The 15,613-nt window shown below is 69.2% G+C and carries 14 protein-coding genes and 2 tRNA genes; 8 read left to right on the top strand and 8 right to left on the bottom strand.

From position 1 onward, the window contains the following. Positions 1-13 precede the first annotated feature (13 nt). The 5 genes from ACZ7MG_RS34080 to ACZ7MG_RS34060 all read right to left on the bottom strand — a co-directional run bounded on the left by ACZ7MG_RS34080 (position 14) and on the right by ACZ7MG_RS34060 (position 2,799). A complete protein-coding gene (locus tag ACZ7MG_RS34080) occupies positions 14-847 on the bottom strand; it encodes an ABC transporter permease (protein ID WP_471382787.1) in 834 nt (277 codons plus the stop codon). Next, positions 844-1,881: an ABC transporter ATP-binding protein gene (locus ACZ7MG_RS34075; RefSeq protein ID WP_471382788.1), complete on the bottom strand. Its 1,038-nt coding sequence runs from the start codon at positions 1,879-1,881 to the stop codon at positions 844-846. Before ACZ7MG_RS34075 ends, ACZ7MG_RS34080 begins: the two co-directional genes overlap by 4 nt. Positions 1,882-2,054: 173 nt before the next feature. Further along, positions 2,055-2,127: transfer RNA gene (locus ACZ7MG_RS34070), tRNA-Gly, on the bottom strand. 80 nt (positions 2,128-2,207) lie between these two features. Then, positions 2,208-2,279, bottom strand: a tRNA-Gly gene (locus tag ACZ7MG_RS34065). A gap of 202 nt (positions 2,280-2,481) precedes the next feature. Further along, positions 2,482-2,799, bottom strand: a complete 318-nt coding sequence (locus ACZ7MG_RS34060) for a histone-like nucleoid-structuring protein Lsr2 (RefSeq protein WP_086757799.1) — start codon at positions 2,797-2,799, stop codon at positions 2,482-2,484. Between the two features lie 369 nt (positions 2,800-3,168). On the opposite strand from ACZ7MG_RS34060, the gene purS reads away from it, so the two are divergent. From purS to purL, 3 genes are read left to right on the top strand one after another with little or no spacing between them, the layout of a single operon-like run. After that, positions 3,169-3,432 carry a phosphoribosylformylglycinamidine synthase subunit PurS gene (gene purS / locus ACZ7MG_RS34055; protein WP_005482678.1) on the top strand — a complete coding sequence of 88 codons (264 nt, stop codon included), beginning with the start codon at positions 3,169-3,171 and terminating at the stop codon, positions 3,430-3,432. Further along, positions 3,429-4,109 carry a phosphoribosylformylglycinamidine synthase subunit PurQ gene (gene purQ / locus ACZ7MG_RS34050; protein ID WP_471382791.1) on the top strand — a complete coding sequence of 227 codons (681 nt, stop codon included), beginning with the start codon at positions 3,429-3,431 and terminating at the stop codon, positions 4,107-4,109. Before purS ends, purQ begins: the two co-directional genes overlap by 4 nt. Continuing rightward, complete coding sequence (purL, locus tag ACZ7MG_RS34045) at positions 4,106-6,364, top strand: phosphoribosylformylglycinamidine synthase subunit PurL (protein ID WP_471382792.1); 2,259 nt, start codon at positions 4,106-4,108, stop codon at positions 6,362-6,364. The genes purQ and purL overlap by 4 nt, the downstream gene beginning before the upstream one ends. A gap of 160 nt (positions 6,365-6,524) precedes the next feature. Here purL and ACZ7MG_RS34040 read toward each other — a convergent pair whose 3' ends face one another. Beyond that, positions 6,525-8,795 carry a Dyp-type peroxidase gene (locus ACZ7MG_RS34040; RefSeq protein WP_471382794.1) on the bottom strand — a complete coding sequence of 757 codons (2,271 nt, stop codon included), beginning with the start codon at positions 8,793-8,795 and terminating at the stop codon, positions 6,525-6,527. A gap of 228 nt (positions 8,796-9,023) precedes the next feature. On the opposite strand from ACZ7MG_RS34040, the gene ACZ7MG_RS34035 reads away from it, so the two are divergent. Both ACZ7MG_RS34035 and ACZ7MG_RS34030 read left to right on the top strand, forming a co-directional pair. Next, positions 9,024-10,949, top strand: coding sequence for a galactose oxidase-like domain-containing protein (locus ACZ7MG_RS34035; RefSeq protein WP_471382795.1), 1,926 nt, complete (start codon positions 9,024-9,026; stop codon positions 10,947-10,949). 493 nt (positions 10,950-11,442) lie between these two features. Then, positions 11,443-12,708, top strand: coding sequence for a hypothetical protein (locus tag ACZ7MG_RS34030; RefSeq protein ID WP_471382797.1), 1,266 nt, complete (start codon positions 11,443-11,445; stop codon positions 12,706-12,708). 11 nt (positions 12,709-12,719) lie between these two features. On the opposite strand, the gene ACZ7MG_RS34025 is transcribed toward ACZ7MG_RS34030, so the two are convergent. Then, complete coding sequence (locus ACZ7MG_RS34025; RefSeq protein WP_471382799.1) at positions 12,720-13,304, bottom strand: Uma2 family endonuclease; 585 nt, start codon at positions 13,302-13,304, stop codon at positions 12,720-12,722. 476 nt (positions 13,305-13,780) lie between these two features. Then, positions 13,781-14,020 carry a hypothetical protein gene (locus tag ACZ7MG_RS34020; RefSeq protein ID WP_471382801.1) on the bottom strand — a complete coding sequence of 80 codons (240 nt, stop codon included), beginning with the start codon at positions 14,018-14,020 and terminating at the stop codon, positions 13,781-13,783. A gap of 218 nt (positions 14,021-14,238) precedes the next feature. Here ACZ7MG_RS34020 and ACZ7MG_RS34015 point away from each other — a divergent pair, with 218 nt between their 5' ends. The 3 genes from ACZ7MG_RS34015 to ACZ7MG_RS34005 are packed head-to-tail and all read left to right on the top strand — an operon-like array spanning position 14,239 to position 15,602. Beyond that, positions 14,239-15,159 (top strand): helix-turn-helix domain-containing protein, encoded by a 921-nt coding sequence (locus ACZ7MG_RS34015; protein WP_471382802.1) that lies wholly within the window; start codon positions 14,239-14,241, stop codon positions 15,157-15,159. Beyond that, positions 15,156-15,374 carry a DUF397 domain-containing protein gene (locus tag ACZ7MG_RS34010; RefSeq protein WP_471382804.1) on the top strand — a complete coding sequence of 73 codons (219 nt, stop codon included), beginning with the start codon at positions 15,156-15,158 and terminating at the stop codon, positions 15,372-15,374. The genes ACZ7MG_RS34015 and ACZ7MG_RS34010 overlap by 4 nt, the downstream gene beginning before the upstream one ends. 6 nt (positions 15,375-15,380) lie before the next feature. Beyond that, a complete protein-coding gene (locus tag ACZ7MG_RS34005; RefSeq protein ID WP_471382805.1) occupies positions 15,381-15,602 on the top strand; it encodes a hypothetical protein in 222 nt (73 codons plus the stop codon). Positions 15,603-15,613: the final 11 nt, after the last annotated feature.

Below are 15,613 nucleotides of genomic sequence, written 5' to 3'. Positions count from 1 at the left end.
GCCACAACTCCCCTCATCGGCGCGGTTCCCAGCGGAACCACCGCCGTACAGCAAACACCGCGAGGACGGTCCAGGCCAGGGCGGTGGCGACGGCGCCCAGGGTCTCGTACGCGGACAGGTCGCCGGTCCAGCCGCCGCGCACCAGCGTGATGACGGGGGTGAGCGGCAGCAGTTCGAGGAAGGACGCCAACCGGTCGGGCAGTACTTCGAGCGGCACCGTGATGCCCGAGCCGAGCAGCGAGACGAACATCAGCGGCAGGCTGGTGACCTGCGCGCTCTCGGCGGTGCGGCTGAGGCTCGCGGTGACCGCGGCCAGCGCCACGCACAGCACGACGCCGAGCAGCACCCCCAGGACGGCCAGGTGCGGCGCGGGCGGCGCCCCGACGTCCAGCAGGACCGAGCAGCCGATCGCCATGAGCAGGCACTGGGCGAGCCCGATACCGACGGCGGGCAGCGAGGCACCGACCAGGATCTCCGGATCGCGCAGCTCACCGGTCCGCAGCCGCTTCAGGACGAGTTCCTCACGGCGTACGACATAGATGTTGGTCAGGGCGGTGTAGATCGCGAAGAGCAGCGAGAAGCCGATGCCGGCGGGGAGGATGACCGTCCCGACGCTCAGCCCCGCCTCCTTCAGGTCCATCTGGTCCGTCGCCGACCTGACGCTCAGCGGCAGCAGCAGCGGGATGAACAGCGCCGTGACCAGCGTGGCCCGGCTGCGCCCGAGGAGCGTCAGCTCGGCGCGGGCGAGCGCGGTCATCCGGCTCCTGAGGGTCGTCGTCCCGACGGCGGTGACGGGCGCGGCGCCCGCCTCCGCCGCCGTACCCGTGGCCCCTGTGGTCGTGCTCATGCCGCTACCCCGTTCTTGCGCGTTCCGGTGCCCGTGCGCGATGTCGTCCCCGTGTCCGTGTCCGTGGCCGCCCGCGCCGCCTCCGCCGACTCCCGCGCGATCCGCAGGAACGCCTCCTCCAGCGAGGCGGAACGGACTTCGAGGCGCCTCAGCTCGACCCGCGCCCGCTCGGCCCAGAGCAGCAGCCCGGTGGCCGCCCGCTGGAGCTCCTTCGTGCGCAGCACCACCACGCGGTCGTGCTCCTCGTGCCCGGTGACGCCCAGTTCACCGAGGGGCGGCAGGTCGCCCAGGAAGTACCCGGTGGGCAGTTCGAAGGAGATCCGGGACGGCTGGGAGGCGGTCACCTCGGCCGGGGTGCCGGTCGCGGCGACCCCGCCCTCGTGAAGGATGGCGAGCCGGTCGGCGAGGTCCTCCGCCTCCTCCAGGTAGTGCGTGGTGAGCAGCACGGTCGTCCCCCCGTCGCGCAACTCCCGTACCAGCTCCCAGGTGTCCTGGCGGCCCTCCGCGTCGAGGCCGGTGGTCGGCTCGTCGAGGAAGAGGACCTCGGGGCGCCCGAGGAGCGCGAGCGCCAGGTCGAGGCGCCGCTTCTCACCCCCGGACAACTGCTTGACCCGGACGCCGGACCGCCGCCCGAGCCCGACGATCTCCAGCGCCTCACCGACCGGACGCGCCCCGCTGGTGCAGCCGGCCCACATCCGTACCGTCTCGGCGACGGTCAGCTCGGAGGGGAAGCCGCCTTCCTGCAGCATCACGCCGATCCGGGGGCGTACGGCCGCGCGCTCCCCGTAGGGGTCGTGCCCGAGGACCCGTACCCGGCCGCCGGACGGCGGCGCGAGTCCCTCCAGCAGTTCGACCGTCGATGTCTTGCCCGCGCCGTTGGTGCCCAGCAGGGCGAAGAGTTCTCCCCGGCCGACGGAGAACGTGATTCCCCGTACGGCCTCGAAACCGCCCCCGTACACGCGCCGCAGGTCGGTGACCTCGATCACGTTCTCGTGATCGTGAGTGTTCACGTCCTCGTGCCCGTTCGTTTTCATGTCTTCAGCGTCCCGGCGATACAGGGCGGAGTGCAGTGCGCGGTGTCATCACTCGGCATGACAAATGTCAGACGCGCGAGATCCGAGATCCGAGATCTCGGACGCGGAGATCGGGGAAACGGCGGGGCACACGAAGAAGGCCCCGGTCCGATGGACCGGGGCCTTCTTTCACGAGCGGACGACCAGGTTCGAACTGGCGACCTCAACCTTGGCAAGGTTGCGCTCTACCAACTGAGCTACGTCCGCATTGCTTCCGACCGGCTCCCACCGATCGGCGCTAGGACTACTTTACCTGATCCACAAGAGTGGTCGGTCAAGCGATCCAGAGCGGGTGACAGGAATTGCACACTGCGCCTTCCCCCTGGAAGGGGGATGTTCTACTACTGAACTACACCCGCGTGACTCCGGTGAGCCGGGCCTTTCGGCCTTGCCCCTCGGCGTGCTCCAGACTCTAGCCGATCCGGCGGGGGGCAACGCAAGTCGGTTGTCCCCCGGCCCCAAGTCGGCCGCCCCCGGGGCCCGCTGACGGACCCTGACGAGGACGGCCGGGGGGCGTGGCCGCCGCGTGGCCACCGCGCTCCTGGCGAGCGCCCGCCGCGCCTACTGCGCCTCGGCGAACGCCTCGTAGACCTTCTTGGGGATCCGGCCGCGCGCGGGGACGTCCAGCTTGTTGGCCTGGGCCCAGGCGCGGACGGCCGCGGGGTCCGGGGCTACCTGGGTCTGCTTGTACGCCTTGCCCGACCTGGACCGCTTGCGGCCGGCGTCCACGTAGGGCGCGAGCGCCTTACGCAGTTTCTTGGCATTGGCTTCGTTCAGGTCGATCTCGTACGACTTCCCGTCGAGTCCGAAGGCGATCGTCTCCGCCGCTTCCGAGCCGTCGATGTCGTCGGAGAGAGTGACCACGACACGCTGCGCCACGAATATCGGTCCCTTCGTGCGACATCTCTCCGTCGACGTGCCCTGACGTCAGGAAGATGTCGGCTGTCCGGCTGTTAATTGGGCAAAGTATCGGCCAATGCCAATTCATTTGTACAGTGCCCGGCATTGCAATGTGCAGACAGACTTAATCCGTCCGCGTGTCCCTCGCGCAATAGGGATCCCGGATCTTTCCCAGAAGTTTTCGCGAGGGTGATCGCCTGATACCTGATCGTGACCGCCGTCACCCGGATTCCCGATGATCTCTGTACAGCCCTGTAGTTTCCTACGAATCTACTCGCGTAGAAATTTTGTACGGGTAGTCTGAAGCCACCTGTAGGAACCTGCTCAGCACCAACACCGGGAGTGCCAGTGGCACGCGTCGTAGTCGACGTCATGCTCAAGCCGGAGATCCTCGACCCCCAGGGCCAGGCGGTGCAGCGCGCGCTGCCGCGTCTCGGTTTCGAGGGCGTCTCCGACGTACGTCAGGGAAAGCGATTCGAACTGGAAGTTGACGGACCGGTGGACGACGCCGCGCTCGCCCGCATCCATGAACTGGCGGAATCCTTCCTCGCCAACACCGTGATCGAGGACTTCACCGTCAAGGTCGAGGAAGTCGCGGAGGCGGGAAAGTGACCGCTCGTATTGGCGTCGTCACCTTTCCGGGCAGCCTCGACGACCGGGACACGCAGCGTGCGATCAGGCTCGCCGGTGCCGAACCCGTCGCTCTCTGGCACAAGGACAAGGACCTCCACCAGGTCGACGCCGTGGTGCTGTGCGGCGGTTTTTCCTACGGCGACTATCTGCGCGCCGGAGCCATCGCGCGCTTCTCGCCGGTGATGGAGACGCTCATCGAGCAGGCGAAGGCCGGACTGCCGGTCCTCGGTATCTGCAACGGCTTCCAGATCCTCACCGAGGCGCACCTCCTGCCGGGCACGATGCTGCGCAACGACCACCTGCACTTCATCTGCCGCGACCAGAAGCTGCGGGTGGAGAACGCCGAAACCTCCTGGACCACCGACTACACGGCCGGCCAGGAGATCCACATCCCGCTGAAGAACAACGACGGGCAGTACGTCGCCGACGCGTACACGCTCGACCAGCTGGAGGCCGAGGGCCGTGTCGCCTTCCGGTACCTCGACTTCAACCCCAACGGTTCCCAGCGGGACATCGCCGGCGTCACCAACGAGGCCGGAAACGTCGTGGGCCTCATGCCGCACCCGGAGCACGCCGTGGAGCCGCTGATCGGCACCGGCCGCACCGACGGCCTCCCCTTCTTCACCTCGATCCTCAAGAAGCTGGTCAACGCATGAGCCGGACGCCTCTGGACACGGTCGAGCACGCGGCCGCGACCCCCGACGTCGAGCTGCCCTGGGCCGAACTGGGCCTGAAGAAGGACGAGTACGAGCGGGTCGTCGAGATCCTCGGCCGCCGCCCCACCGGCGCGGAGCTGGCCATGTACTCCGTCATGTGGTCCGAGCACTGCTCGTACAAGTCCTCGAAGGTCCACCTCCGCCAGTTCGGCGAGAAGGCCCCCCAGTCGGACGCCCTCCTCGTCGGCATCGGCGAGAACGCGGGCGTGGTCGACGTCGGCCAGGGCTACGCGGTCACCTTCAAGGTCGAGTCGCACAACCACCCCTCGTACGTCGAGCCCTACCAGGGCGCGGCCACGGGTGTCGGCGGCATCGTCCGCGACATCATCGCGATGGGCGCCCGCCCGGTAGCCGTCGTGGACCCCCTCCGTTTCGGTGCGGCGGACCACCCGGACACCAAGCGCGTCCTCCCGGGCGTCGTCGCGGGCATCGGCGGCTACGGCAACTGCCTGGGCCTGCCGAACATCGGCGGCGAGGTCGTCTTCGACGCCTGCTACCAGGGCAACCCGCTGGTCAACGCCGGTGCCATCGGCGTCATGCGGCACGAGGACATCCACCTCGCGAAGGCCTCCGGCGCCGGCAACAAGGTCATCCTCTACGGGGCCCGCACGGGCGGCGACGGCATCGGCGGCGCCTCCATCCTGGCCTCCGAGACCTTCGACGATGCCAAGCCGAGCAAGCGCCCGGCGGTCCAGGTCGGCGACCCCTTCCAGGAGAAGCTCCTCATCGAGTGCACCCTGGAGGCGTTCAAGGAGAAGCTGGTCGTCGGCATCCAGGACCTCGGCGCGGCGGGCCTGTCCTGCGCGACGAGCGAGCTGGCGTCCAACGGCTCGGGCGGCATGCGCGTCACCCTCGACGACGTACCCCTGCGCGACTCGACCCTCTCGCCCGAGGAAATCCTCATGAGCGAGTCGCAGGAACGCATGTGCGCGGTCGTCGAGCCGGAGAAGGTCGACCGCTTCCTCGCGATCTGCGACAAGTGGGACGTCATCGCCACGGTCATCGGTGAGGTCACCGACGGCGACCGCCTGGAGATCTTCTGGCACGGCGGCAAGATCGTCGACGTCGACCCGCGCACGGTCGCGCACGACGGCCCGGTCTACGAGCGCCCGTACGCCCGCCCGTCCTGGCAGGACGCGCTGCAGGCGGACGACGCGAACAAGCTGCCCCGGCCGGCGACGAGCGAGGAGCTGCGGGAGCAGGTCCTGGCGCTGGTGGCGTCCCCGAACCAGGCCTCCAAGTCCTGGATCACGTCGCAGTACGACCACTTCGTGCAGGGCAACACGGTGCTGGCCCAGCCCGAGGACTCGGGCATGATCCGCGTCGACGAGTCGACCGGCCTGGGCGTCGCCATCGCCACGGACGGCAACGGCCGCTACGCCAAGCTGGACCCGTACCACGGCGCCCAGCTGGCCCTGGCGGAGGCGTACCGCAATGTCGCCACCACCGGCGCCAAGCCCCTCGCCGTCTCCGACTGCCTGAACTTCGGCTCCCCGGAGGACCCGGCGGTCATGTGGCAGTTCGCCGAGGCCGTACGCGGTCTCGCGGACGCCTGCCAGCAGCTGGGCACCCCGGTGACCGGCGGCAACGTCTCGCTCTACAACCAGACGGGCGAGGTGGCCATCCACCCCACCCCGGTCGTCGCGGTCCTGGGCGTCATCGACGACGTCGCCCGCCGCACCCCGGTCGCCTTCCAGGAGGAGGGCCAGCTGCTCTACCTCCTCGGTGACACCCGTGAGGAGTTCGGCGGCTCGGCCTGGTCCCAGGTCGTCCACGACCACCTCGGCGGACTGCCGCCGGCCGTGGACCTGGAGCGCGAGCGCCTGCTCGCCGAGATCCTGATCTCCGCCTCCCGCGACGGCATGATCGACTCCGCGCACGACCTGTCCGACGGCGGTCTGATCCAGGCCGTGGTCGAGTCGGCCCTGCTCGGCGGCAAGGGCGCCCGCCTGATCGTCCCCGACGGTCTGGACGCCTTCACCTTCCTCCTCTCGGAGTCGGCCGGCCGCGCGGTCGTGGCCGTCCCTCGCTCGGAAGAGGTCCGCTTCAACGACATGTGCGGCGCGAGGGGCCTCCCGGCCACGCGCATCGGTGTCGTCGACGGCGACGCGGTGGAGATCCAGGGCGAGTTCACCCTCCCCCTGGACGAGCTGCGCACGGCCCACGAGAGCACGATCCCGGCGCTGCTGGCGTAGTCGCGGTCGTACGAGGAAGCCCCGCCCGGGTCGATGTCCGGGCGGGGCTCCCTTGCGTCCTGGCAGATCAGCGGAGGTAGTTCGTGAGGACGGTCCCGGCGGTCCGTACGCGCGGATGAGCGTCAGCCGACCCTTGGTGGCCGGGCCGCCGGGCCGCCCGTCAGCTCGTCAGTGATGTCCAGAGAGTCAGGGGCTTGTCGCCGACCGACTCCTGATCCGGGTGCCCTGCACCGTTCTTGATCGAGATGATGCGGAACCTGTCCTGGTGGAACACCCAGAACAGGCTGAAGCCGTTGATCTGCTGCCTGTCCGGGACGGGCAGGAACTCGTCGACCTTGTCGATGCCGGCCAGCGACTGCCAGAGAGACAGTGAACGGTCGCCGCGCTCGATCACGTCGCTGTGCGCCCGGCCGTCGGCGATCGAGATCAGTCGGTAGACCTGTCGGCCCATGAGGGTGTGGAAGACCCAGTACCAGCTCTTGCCGTTCTGCCGCTGCTGGTCCGGCACCGGGAGGAAGGCGTCCACCTGCTCGATGCCGTTGAACGAGGTCCAGGCCGTGATCGCCCGGTCCCCCCGGTCTACGGTGCCCGCCTGGTCCGGCGGCAGTCCTGACTCGGCCCGGTCGTTGATCGAGATCAGCCGGTAGACCTGGCGGCCCTCGGTGGTGTGGAACAGCCAGAACCGGCTGCGCCCGTCGATCCGCTGCTCGTCCGGCACCGGGAGCACCGCGTCCACGCGGCCGACCCCGGTGTAGAGCTGCGGCCAGGTGGAGAGCGGGCGGTCGGGCCGCTCCGGCTTGTCGCTGTGTGCGCTGCCGTCGGCGATCGAGATGGTCCGGGCGACCGGGCCCGAACTGCCCGTCCCGTACGCCCAGTACCAGCTCTTGCCGCCCTGGCGGTAGAGGTCCGGGACGGCGAGGAAGGCGTCGGTGGGCCGGACGGTGCTGGGCAGCTTGTCGGTCAGCCGCCCGTCGCCGAGCAGTCGGAGCGTGGTCAGCGAGGGCGCGAAGCCGTACACCGAGCCCTCGGTGGTCACGAACTGGTTGAACGTCAGTTTGGTGGAGGCGCCGGGCGACTCGTACGTCACGGTGCCGCTCGGGCCGACGTCCGGGTCGGGGCCGGGCTTGTTCGCCCGGCCCGGCGGGAAGTTCGGGTCGTTGATCCAGGCCTTCTGGATGAACTCGAACTGCTCCACGATGTCGGACTGGTAGCTCACGAAGAGCAGCCCTCGCGGGTCGTCGGGCCCGCCGGGCCCCTCCGAGGCGGGGTCGAAGGGCGCGCCGTACGGGGAGCCCCGGCGCATGATCCGCCGCCGGTCCATCACCGGGTTCTCCGGGAACGGATCCTCGCCGGGGTGCTCCTGCAGGCCGTCCCGGGGGTTGGTCTTGCGCAGGTGGGAGAAGAGCGGGGTGACGAAGCCCTCGGGGTCGTTCTTGAAGCCGAAGTCGTTGTCCGCCCCGGCCTCCGCGTTGCCCGGCCGGTCCGCGTGCGGACACTTGGCCACGGGGGTGCCCGAGCGCCAGCGGCCGACCACCCGGGCGGCCAGCCACCCGGGGGTGGCCTCCTGCGGCACCACCTTGGCCTGCTTCAGGACCTTGAGCTGGGTGGAGATCTGGGCCCACCAGCCGGGCACGTCCTGGGCCAGCCGGCGGACCACGTGGAAGCTGCCGTTCACCGCCCACTCCGGCATCTCGTCGTAGGGGATGCCGCCGATCCGTGGGTGCCCGATCACGAACTCGCCCGCCGGGATCAGCCGGGTGCCGGGCTTGTCCTTCTCGTACTCGGGCCGCTCCGGGTCCGGCTCGTCGAAGCCGAGCACGGCCGGCTCGCTCACGCCGTCCTTGAAGCCGAAGTGCTCCTTGCCGCGGCGGGAGCCGCTCAGGGTCGCGCCGTTCTGCTGGAAGACGATCACGATCTTGGCCTGGGCGGTCGCCTCGCGCTGCGCGGTGACGGCGGCCTGCAGGTCCTGGACAGCGTCCGAGGCGATGGTCAGTACCGCGTGCACGGTCTGGCCCTTGCCGTCGCCGAACAGCCAGTTCTCCGGCGAGCTGTCGCCGACATCGCCCAGCGCACGGTTGTTCGAGCCGTCTTTGAACGCCTCCAGGGTGCCGCCCTGCCGCGTGCTGGGCAGCGGGTCCTTGCCGATCAGTTGCCGGATGCCCTCGTAGGTGAAGCTGACGTTCATCCAGGTCGCTTTGAGCCTCTGCGGATCATCGCCGCCCGAGGCCTGCCGGGCCTTGCGGAACGCCGCGTTGAAGGCGGCGACCTGTCTGGTCGTGGAGATCTGTGGTTCGAGCTGCCGCACCCACGTCCTCGCCCTGGCCGCGTCCTCGAACTTGAGGAACAGCAGGGTCATCTGATCCTTCTTGAAGCCCGCGAGGACATCGCCCTGGATGTCCTCGCTCTCCCGCAGTTTCAGCTCAGTCGGCATGACGTCTCCCGATAGCCAAATATCACTCTGAGTGTTCATGCAACTACACGAAGCCTTCGGGGGCGGCGGGCGGCGCACCGGGCTGACCCGACCGGGCGAACCATCGGACCGGCTCACCCGGCTGCCCGCACTGGAAACGACAGCCGGTCGTGGCGAATCAACACTGGGTGACGGTGCGTCGGTTCATCAGCCGGCCCATGCCATCGATCCCAGTTCGCTAGGAGCTTCATGTCCCGCAGTAATCCCTCGACCGTCCCCCGGTGGCTGCTCGCGGCCGCACTGGCCCTCTGCACGACCTCCGCACTGACCGTCGGAGCGACCGGGCCGGCCGTCGCCCACGGCACCGACCACGACCACGACCGTGCCGCCGGTACGTCCGCCAGGGCGCCGGTGAAGGCCGATCCGGACGAGGCCGCCGCCCTCGGCGAGGAGCACGCCGAGGAGCACGCTCACACCAGGAGAATGCTGGCGGCGCTCGACGACTACCCGCAGACCACCCGCACCGCGCGCCTCAAGGCGCTGGGTGAATCCCAGGCCGCCGCCAACGCGGGGTTCGACCCGAGTGAGTTCGGGCGGTTCCGGGAGTACTTCCCCTCCCCCGACTTCGCCGCGCACATCGCCCAGCTCCCCACCGGCAAGGTGCTGCTGTTCTCGTTCGAGCGGGTCGAGAAGAACCCGCAGAAGGAACCCGCGCCGACCGACGTCATCGGCAAGGAGAACGCCGGGCGGGCCTACCTCTGGGACCCGGACAAGGGCACCGGATCGGACGCCTTCACCAAGGTCACCCCGCCGACGGTCACCATGCCGGACGGGCTCGGCCAGCCGCGCCCCGCGCCGTTCTTCTGCGCCGGGCACTCCTTCCTGCCCAACGGCATGCTCGGTGTCTTCGGCGGCAACCTCGGCGGTAACGGCGGCAGCGGGGCCAAACTCTCGCTGGTCTTCGACCCCTGGCAGGAGGTCTGGTACCAGAACCAGGACATGACGGTCGGCCGCTGGTACCCGAGCGTGGTGACCGGGATGGACGGCCGACAGCTCATCATGTCCGGCCAGTCCGAGCTGGGCTGGGGCACGCCGACCTCGATCGTCGAGCGCTTCCCCGCGCTCAACAGGTCGGTGCCGGTGGCCAGGACCGACAGGCCGCAAGGCTGGTCCGTCGGCCGGTTCCGGGCGGACGCACCGTTCAAGCGCGACTACCCGCACCTGTTCTCGCTGCGCGACGGCAAGATCTACGGGCTCGGCCGCAACCCCGACCAGCAGTGGACGTTCGACATCAACACCGAGACCAGGAGCGACCTGCCGGACCGCCCGGACGTCGCGCCCCCGCCGGGTGCCATGGTCCCCCCGCAGGGCATCGGCCGTAACTACGGCTCGGCCGTCCCGCTCCCGGCCGGCTTCCGCGGCCCGGACTCGGTGCTGGTGCTCGGCGGCGACCGCGACGACCCGAACACCTACCAGCTGGTCGGCGGCCAGTGGAGCAAGCAGAAGCCGCGCGCCTTCGGCCGCACCCAGGACAACACCCTGCTCCTCCCCGACGCCAACCTGCTCACCGTGAACGGCGCCTTCGACATCCGTGACTACGGCAACGGGCCGTACAACCCGAACGCCGACCTGAAGTACCGCCAGACCGAACTCCGGGACGAGAACGGCAACTGGAAGCTGGGGCCGGCGCAGCGGCTGCCGCGCGGCTACCACTCCAACGCCGTGGTGCTCCCCGACGGCCGGGTGCTGGTGACCGGTGACGAACTCCAGCAGCTCGCCAACGACCCGAACATCGACGACGACATGAACGGCAGTATCGAGATCTACGAGCCGGCCTACCTGCACCAGGGCGGCCGCCCCGACCTCGACGCGGTCTTCAACCCCTCGGTCGGCTACAACGAGCGGATCACCGTCGGCAGCAGCACCGCCGCCGACGTGACCCGGGCAGTGCTGCTCGCCCCGACCACCGCGACCCACTCGGTCAACACCAGCCAGCGCCACCTGGACCTGCGGATCAAGAACCGCTCGGCCGACTTCGTCGAAATCCAGGCACCGCCCTCGGCCGCCGCCGCACCGCCCGGCTACTACATGCTCTTCCTGCTGAACGAGGAGGGCGCCCCGAGCAAGGCGGGCTGGGTCCAGCTCAAGCCCACCTCGGGCGGCCAGACCCGCTGACATCACAGGCGACACATCGCTGCGGCCCGCCGTCCCACAGCGGGCCGCAGAGACGTGCCCTTCGCCGGGCACGCCCCCCTCACTACGCCTCCCGCCAGTACGCTTTCCCACCATTCCCCCGGCCAGGAAACGCCCCCGCGCCTACGAACCCGCCAAGACCCGTGCCGCCGTGCTGGCCCAGTTCGGGACCGTGCGGGAGCCGGCCGCGCACCTCACCATGGCCATGGAGAGCGTCAGCCGGGCCCTGGAGCGGCCGGAGCCCCCGGAGGCCGAGCTGAACCCGCTTCGGCGGTACGACGACGGAGGCCGCCGCCCAGGACCCCTCGGGGCCCGGGGCGGCGGCCTTTCGCCACAGGCACCAAGGTTGGGCACATAGCGTGCTGTTCCTGTGTGGACGACCGCCCCTCCGGGCTCACTGTCAGTGGCCGGTGCTAGCTTCGGCGGGACTGGGACGCGTGGGTCCCCAAGCGTGAGGCGTGGCACGGGGGAGCGGGTGCGAGTACCGGACGGTGTACGGAAGTCGGTGAACACCCTGCTGTGCCTGGTGGCCGTGGCGGCCATCGGGTGGAGCGGCAGTGAGCTGTGGACGTACTGGGACGCCAGGCGGCAGATCGACGCCGCCTGTGCGGGACTCGTCCCGGCCGGGCGAATCCTGGCGCTCTCACCGGCGGGCGGCACCATCACACACGGTCAGGGCGACGACGGCACCATCGACCTGGAGTCCGGCCAGCCCCAGAAATGCGAGCTCTTCAGCGCAGAGGCGCATGAGGCCTTCGGCGCGTCCGACGGGGTGAGCTGGTTCTTCACGGCTGCGGTCGGGGTCCTGCCGAGCGAGACCCCGCGGGTCCCCGAGGGCCCCTGGGACCTCCTCCTCGATCAGGACGGGAAACCCAACCACCCTGCCGAACCCCTGGGCGGCGGCATCTCGGGCCTGGTCACGGACTCGGATGTCGTCGTCGAACTGCCCTGCGCCAAGGGCGAGTCGAACGGTGAGGAGATCGAAGCCCTGCGGGCCAGAGCCTCGCTCGGGGATCCCAAGGACGCCTTCTCCCAGGACGACCAGCTCACCGACGGCGACCGGGACACCCTCGCCGAGATCGCCGTGCTCACCGCCAACAACCTGGCCGAACGACTGGGCTGCGCCGAGCGGTTGCCCGATCCACCGCAGGACATACCCGCCCTCGCCGAGGGTCCGACCCCGGCCTCCCGCGCGAACGGCAGCTGCGCCTGGTACCGCGAGGCCGGCTTTGCCCGCCAGAAGCGACTCGCCGACCAGGTGTTCGAGAGTCACCGCGACGGCGAGGTCTGGGACGAGCGCTGTGTCCTGATGCTCAGCGAGGGACGCGCGAAAGGCCTCTATCGCGACCGGGCGGACAAGGATGACGACGGCTACCTCGCCCTGCCGTCCTACCAGGGCCAATGGTTCGTCTCCTTCCACTCCTACTCCGGGGCGACCGCGAAGAACGTCTGGCTCAGAGACCCCGACCCCGATGAGCCCTCAGCCGCCGCGGCACCCGGCGAGGCGGGCCGTGACGCCCAGGGCAAGCCGGTCTGGTGGGCTTCCTCCGTCTGCGACGGGCAGCCCCGGATCCACACGATGACCATAGGTGGCGGCTACGACAGGCTGACCACACCCGCCTACGAGAAGGTGTTCCGCACCTACGTCTCCGACACCGCCGAGCGCCACGGCTGCACGGACACCGAGTTCCCCGCGCACGCCACTTTCACGGCCTCCTACGCCGAGAAGGCCACGTCCTGAGCCGCCTCGGGTCAGCGGACGTAGTTCTTGAGGATCTCTGTGTCGAGTTCGATACCGATCGGATCAGGGAGGGACACCCTCTCGCCGAACTTCGCGGTGTGCACGTCGCGGTAGCCGCCGACCAGCGGGTCGGGGCCGCTGTACACGGTGACTGTGCATGAGTCCCGGTCGATCAGCAGGTACAGCGGGATCCCGGACTGCCCGTAAGCGGCCGGCTTCTCGTGCCGGTCCCGCCGGTCGGTGTCCGAGTCGTACGACGTGACCTCGACGACCATGAGGGCCCCGTGCGGATCGGCCCACTCGCCGTGCCCCGCGAAGTGCGCCTCTTGGGTGACGACGGCGTCGGGCTTCGCTCTGCCCTGCCGAGATGTCTCCACCCGGAGTCCCCGGTCCTGACACAGGTCCAGATCGGGCCTCGACTGCATACAGCGCCGGGCCAGCCAGGCCACGATGGTGCTCCGGTTCCCGTCCGCCGCCCTTTTGACGCAGAGCTGTCCGTCGATGAACTCCAGCGTGACGGTCTCGGGTGCGGCAGCGGCGATGGTCTCGAACTCCGCCACAGACATCTGCGACGCGCGCTCCACCGTGGCCATCATGTCGCCCCCTTCTTCTTCGTCTGGCGAAGGCCAGTGTCACCGGCGGGCGTCGGACCGGGGCGCACTTCTTCGTCGCTCACCCTCACGGATGACCGCCCTCCCCGGTCCGCGCAGTCCCGGCACGCGTACTCCGTACGCCCCGGCCCCGAGCCTCCGTGGATGAAGGCCACGGGCACCGGCTTCTCGGCCGGGCACTGGCAGCGCGAACAGAGCCGGGTCCGACGCAGGCAGTCGGCGCACATCCGCCCCGTACGCTCCAGGGTGCCGTAGCGCAGGAAGGGGGCGCGGCCGATGCCGCAGAGCGTGCAGAGGAGATCGGGGCTTGCTCCCTCAGCAGCGGCAAGCATGATCGCCCCTTTGCTCGCTGCTCGTGGTCGGGTAGGGCCCGGACACGCCCCAGCCCAACAGCGGTGCCGGGGGCTCCGGTTGTACGACGCGCACCGGGCGCCGCCGCACCAGCCTCCGCAGCAGCGTCCTCACGACTGTCCTTCCCCGGCGACGAGTTCCGTCTCCTCGACGAGTGACTGCCGCTCGGAGCAGTCGGCCAACCGCGTCCAGAGATACGGCCGCTCGTCCCTATCGACCTGCCCATAGCCGGACCCGACCTGCACGACGACCCCCTCGAACGGTTCGGGCCGTTCACGGCGGAGGAGATCGGGCGGGACGTGGGTGACACCGCGCACGCGGTCGCCGACGCGGAAACGGGGGGTGGGCATGGGGTTTGCCGCCTTTCGGGTGGGGTGTCCTGGGACCACTGTTGGGTGGTGGGGGCAGCCTGAGCAATCGAACGTAGAAGTTCCGCTCCAAGTGGTATATGCCGGAAGGTGGGCAAACGGCTCCGTATGGATGGCATCGCGTGCCAAACTGGCGGCACTGAGCGAGATCGGCCGGGCACGGTTCGTAATCGCGCGGCGTGGGTGCTCAGTTGGTGGGCATGACCGACGAGAGGGAGGGCACGTTGGCCGCGAAGACGGGACCGACGATCCGCCGCTTGCAGCTCGGGCAGGAGCTCCGCCGTCTGCGTGAGCAGACCGAGAGGGGTGACGGAACGGGGCGTGGGCTGACAAGGGAACAGGCGGTCAAGGGGACGAGTGTCACCGAGACGCAGCTGCACCGTGTGGAGAAGGGGGTGACCAGCCTCCCCAAGGTTCAACAGCTACGGCAGTTGCTGGACCGGTATGGCGTCACGGACCTCGACGACGTGGAGTTCCTGATGGATGTCCACAAGAACTCGCTGGACCGGGGATGGTGGTCGCCGTACCGGACGTTCATGCCGTCCGGGTTCAACATCAGCGTTGGTCTGGAGGGGGACGCGAAGATCATTCGTGCCCATCAGCCGAACGTCATCTTCGGTCTTTTCCAGACGGAGGGGTACATGCGGGCGATGTTCGAGACCTCCAAGCCGGTGGAGGAGCGCACGACCGAGTTCGTCGAGCGGAACATCGAGATTCGCCTGCGGCGCAAGGAGATCATCACACGCACCAACCGACCGGTCGAGATTCACGCCATCCTGGACGAGGCCACGCTCCTACGGGTCTACGGCGGCGTGGAAGTGATGCGGGATCAACATCAACACCTGGCCGAATTGGCCGCGTTGGAGAACGTGACCGTGCAGATCCTGCCGATGAACCAGCCCGTCTACCGTTCCACCAAGAACTTCGCCCTCATGGAATTCGAACAGCCGCTGCCCTCAGTCGTCAGCATCGACACCTGGGAAGGGGTGTCCGTCACGGACAAGGACACCGAGATCTGGAACACCGCCCGCAGGTTCGATGCGATGAGAGCCGAAGCAGCCTCGCCAAGGGAGACGCAGCGCTTCCTGGAGCGGGCCGCACGAGAATGGGAACAGACATGAGCACCCACCCCGATGCCCTTGAACCGGCCGAGACGCGGGCCTGGTTCAGGTCCTCCTACAGCGAGGACAACGGCGGCAACTGCCTCGAAGTCGCCGCCGACCTCATACCCACCCACAACCTCGTCGCCCTCCGCGACTCCAAGAACCCCACCGGCCCCACCCTCACCCTCTCGCCGGAGGCCTTCACCACCTTCGTCGACTCGGTGAAGGCGTAGGTGACCATGAGCGACGACTCCACCCAGAGCGGCAGCCTGGAGCACTCGATCCGTGCGCTCGGCGGACTGTGGGACACGCCCCGGGGCGTGACCGTCTTGCGCGATGCCGGATACACCCCGGACGAGAAGCACGTGCGCAGAACGTACCGCCGTCTCGCCGAAGCCGGCCTGCTGGTCAAGGTGCAGGATCGGCCGGTGCAGTACCGAGTCGAGTCAGCGGAGGCGTAGCTGCATAGGCT

The sequence above is a fragment of the Streptomyces sp. NPDC107538 genome (assembly GCF_055657445.1).
The sequence above is the reverse complement of the archived record's forward strand: the minus strand, read 5'-3'. Positions and strand labels throughout refer to the sequence as shown.

Coding starts and splice junctions, on each gene's coding strand:
- ACZ7MG_RS34080 (WP_471382787.1), bottom strand. CDS start 847: ATGAGCACGACCACAGGGGCCACGGGTACGGCGGCGGAGGCGGGCGCC.
- ACZ7MG_RS34075 (WP_471382788.1), bottom strand. CDS start 1,881: ATGAAAACGAACGGGCACGAGGACGTGAACACTCACGATCACGAGAAC.
- purL (WP_471382792.1), top strand. CDS start 4,106: ATGAGCCGGACGCCTCTGGACACGGTCGAGCACGCGGCCGCGACCCCC.
- ACZ7MG_RS34040 (WP_471382794.1), bottom strand. CDS start 8,795: ATGCCGACTGAGCTGAAACTGCGGGAGAGCGAGGACATCCAGGGCGAT.
- ACZ7MG_RS34035 (WP_471382795.1), top strand. CDS start 9,024: ATGTCCCGCAGTAATCCCTCGACCGTCCCCCGGTGGCTGCTCGCGGCC.
- ACZ7MG_RS34025 (WP_471382799.1), bottom strand. CDS start 13,304: ATGATGGCCACGGTGGAGCGCGCGTCGCAGATGTCTGTGGCGGAGTTC.
- ACZ7MG_RS34020 (WP_471382801.1), bottom strand. CDS start 14,020: ATGCCCACCCCCCGTTTCCGCGTCGGCGACCGCGTGCGCGGTGTCACC.
- ACZ7MG_RS34015 (WP_471382802.1), top strand. CDS start 14,239: ATGACCGACGAGAGGGAGGGCACGTTGGCCGCGAAGACGGGACCGACG.
- ACZ7MG_RS34010 (WP_471382804.1), top strand. CDS start 15,156: ATGAGCACCCACCCCGATGCCCTTGAACCGGCCGAGACGCGGGCCTGG.
- ACZ7MG_RS34005 (WP_471382805.1), top strand. CDS start 15,381: ATGAGCGACGACTCCACCCAGAGCGGCAGCCTGGAGCACTCGATCCGT.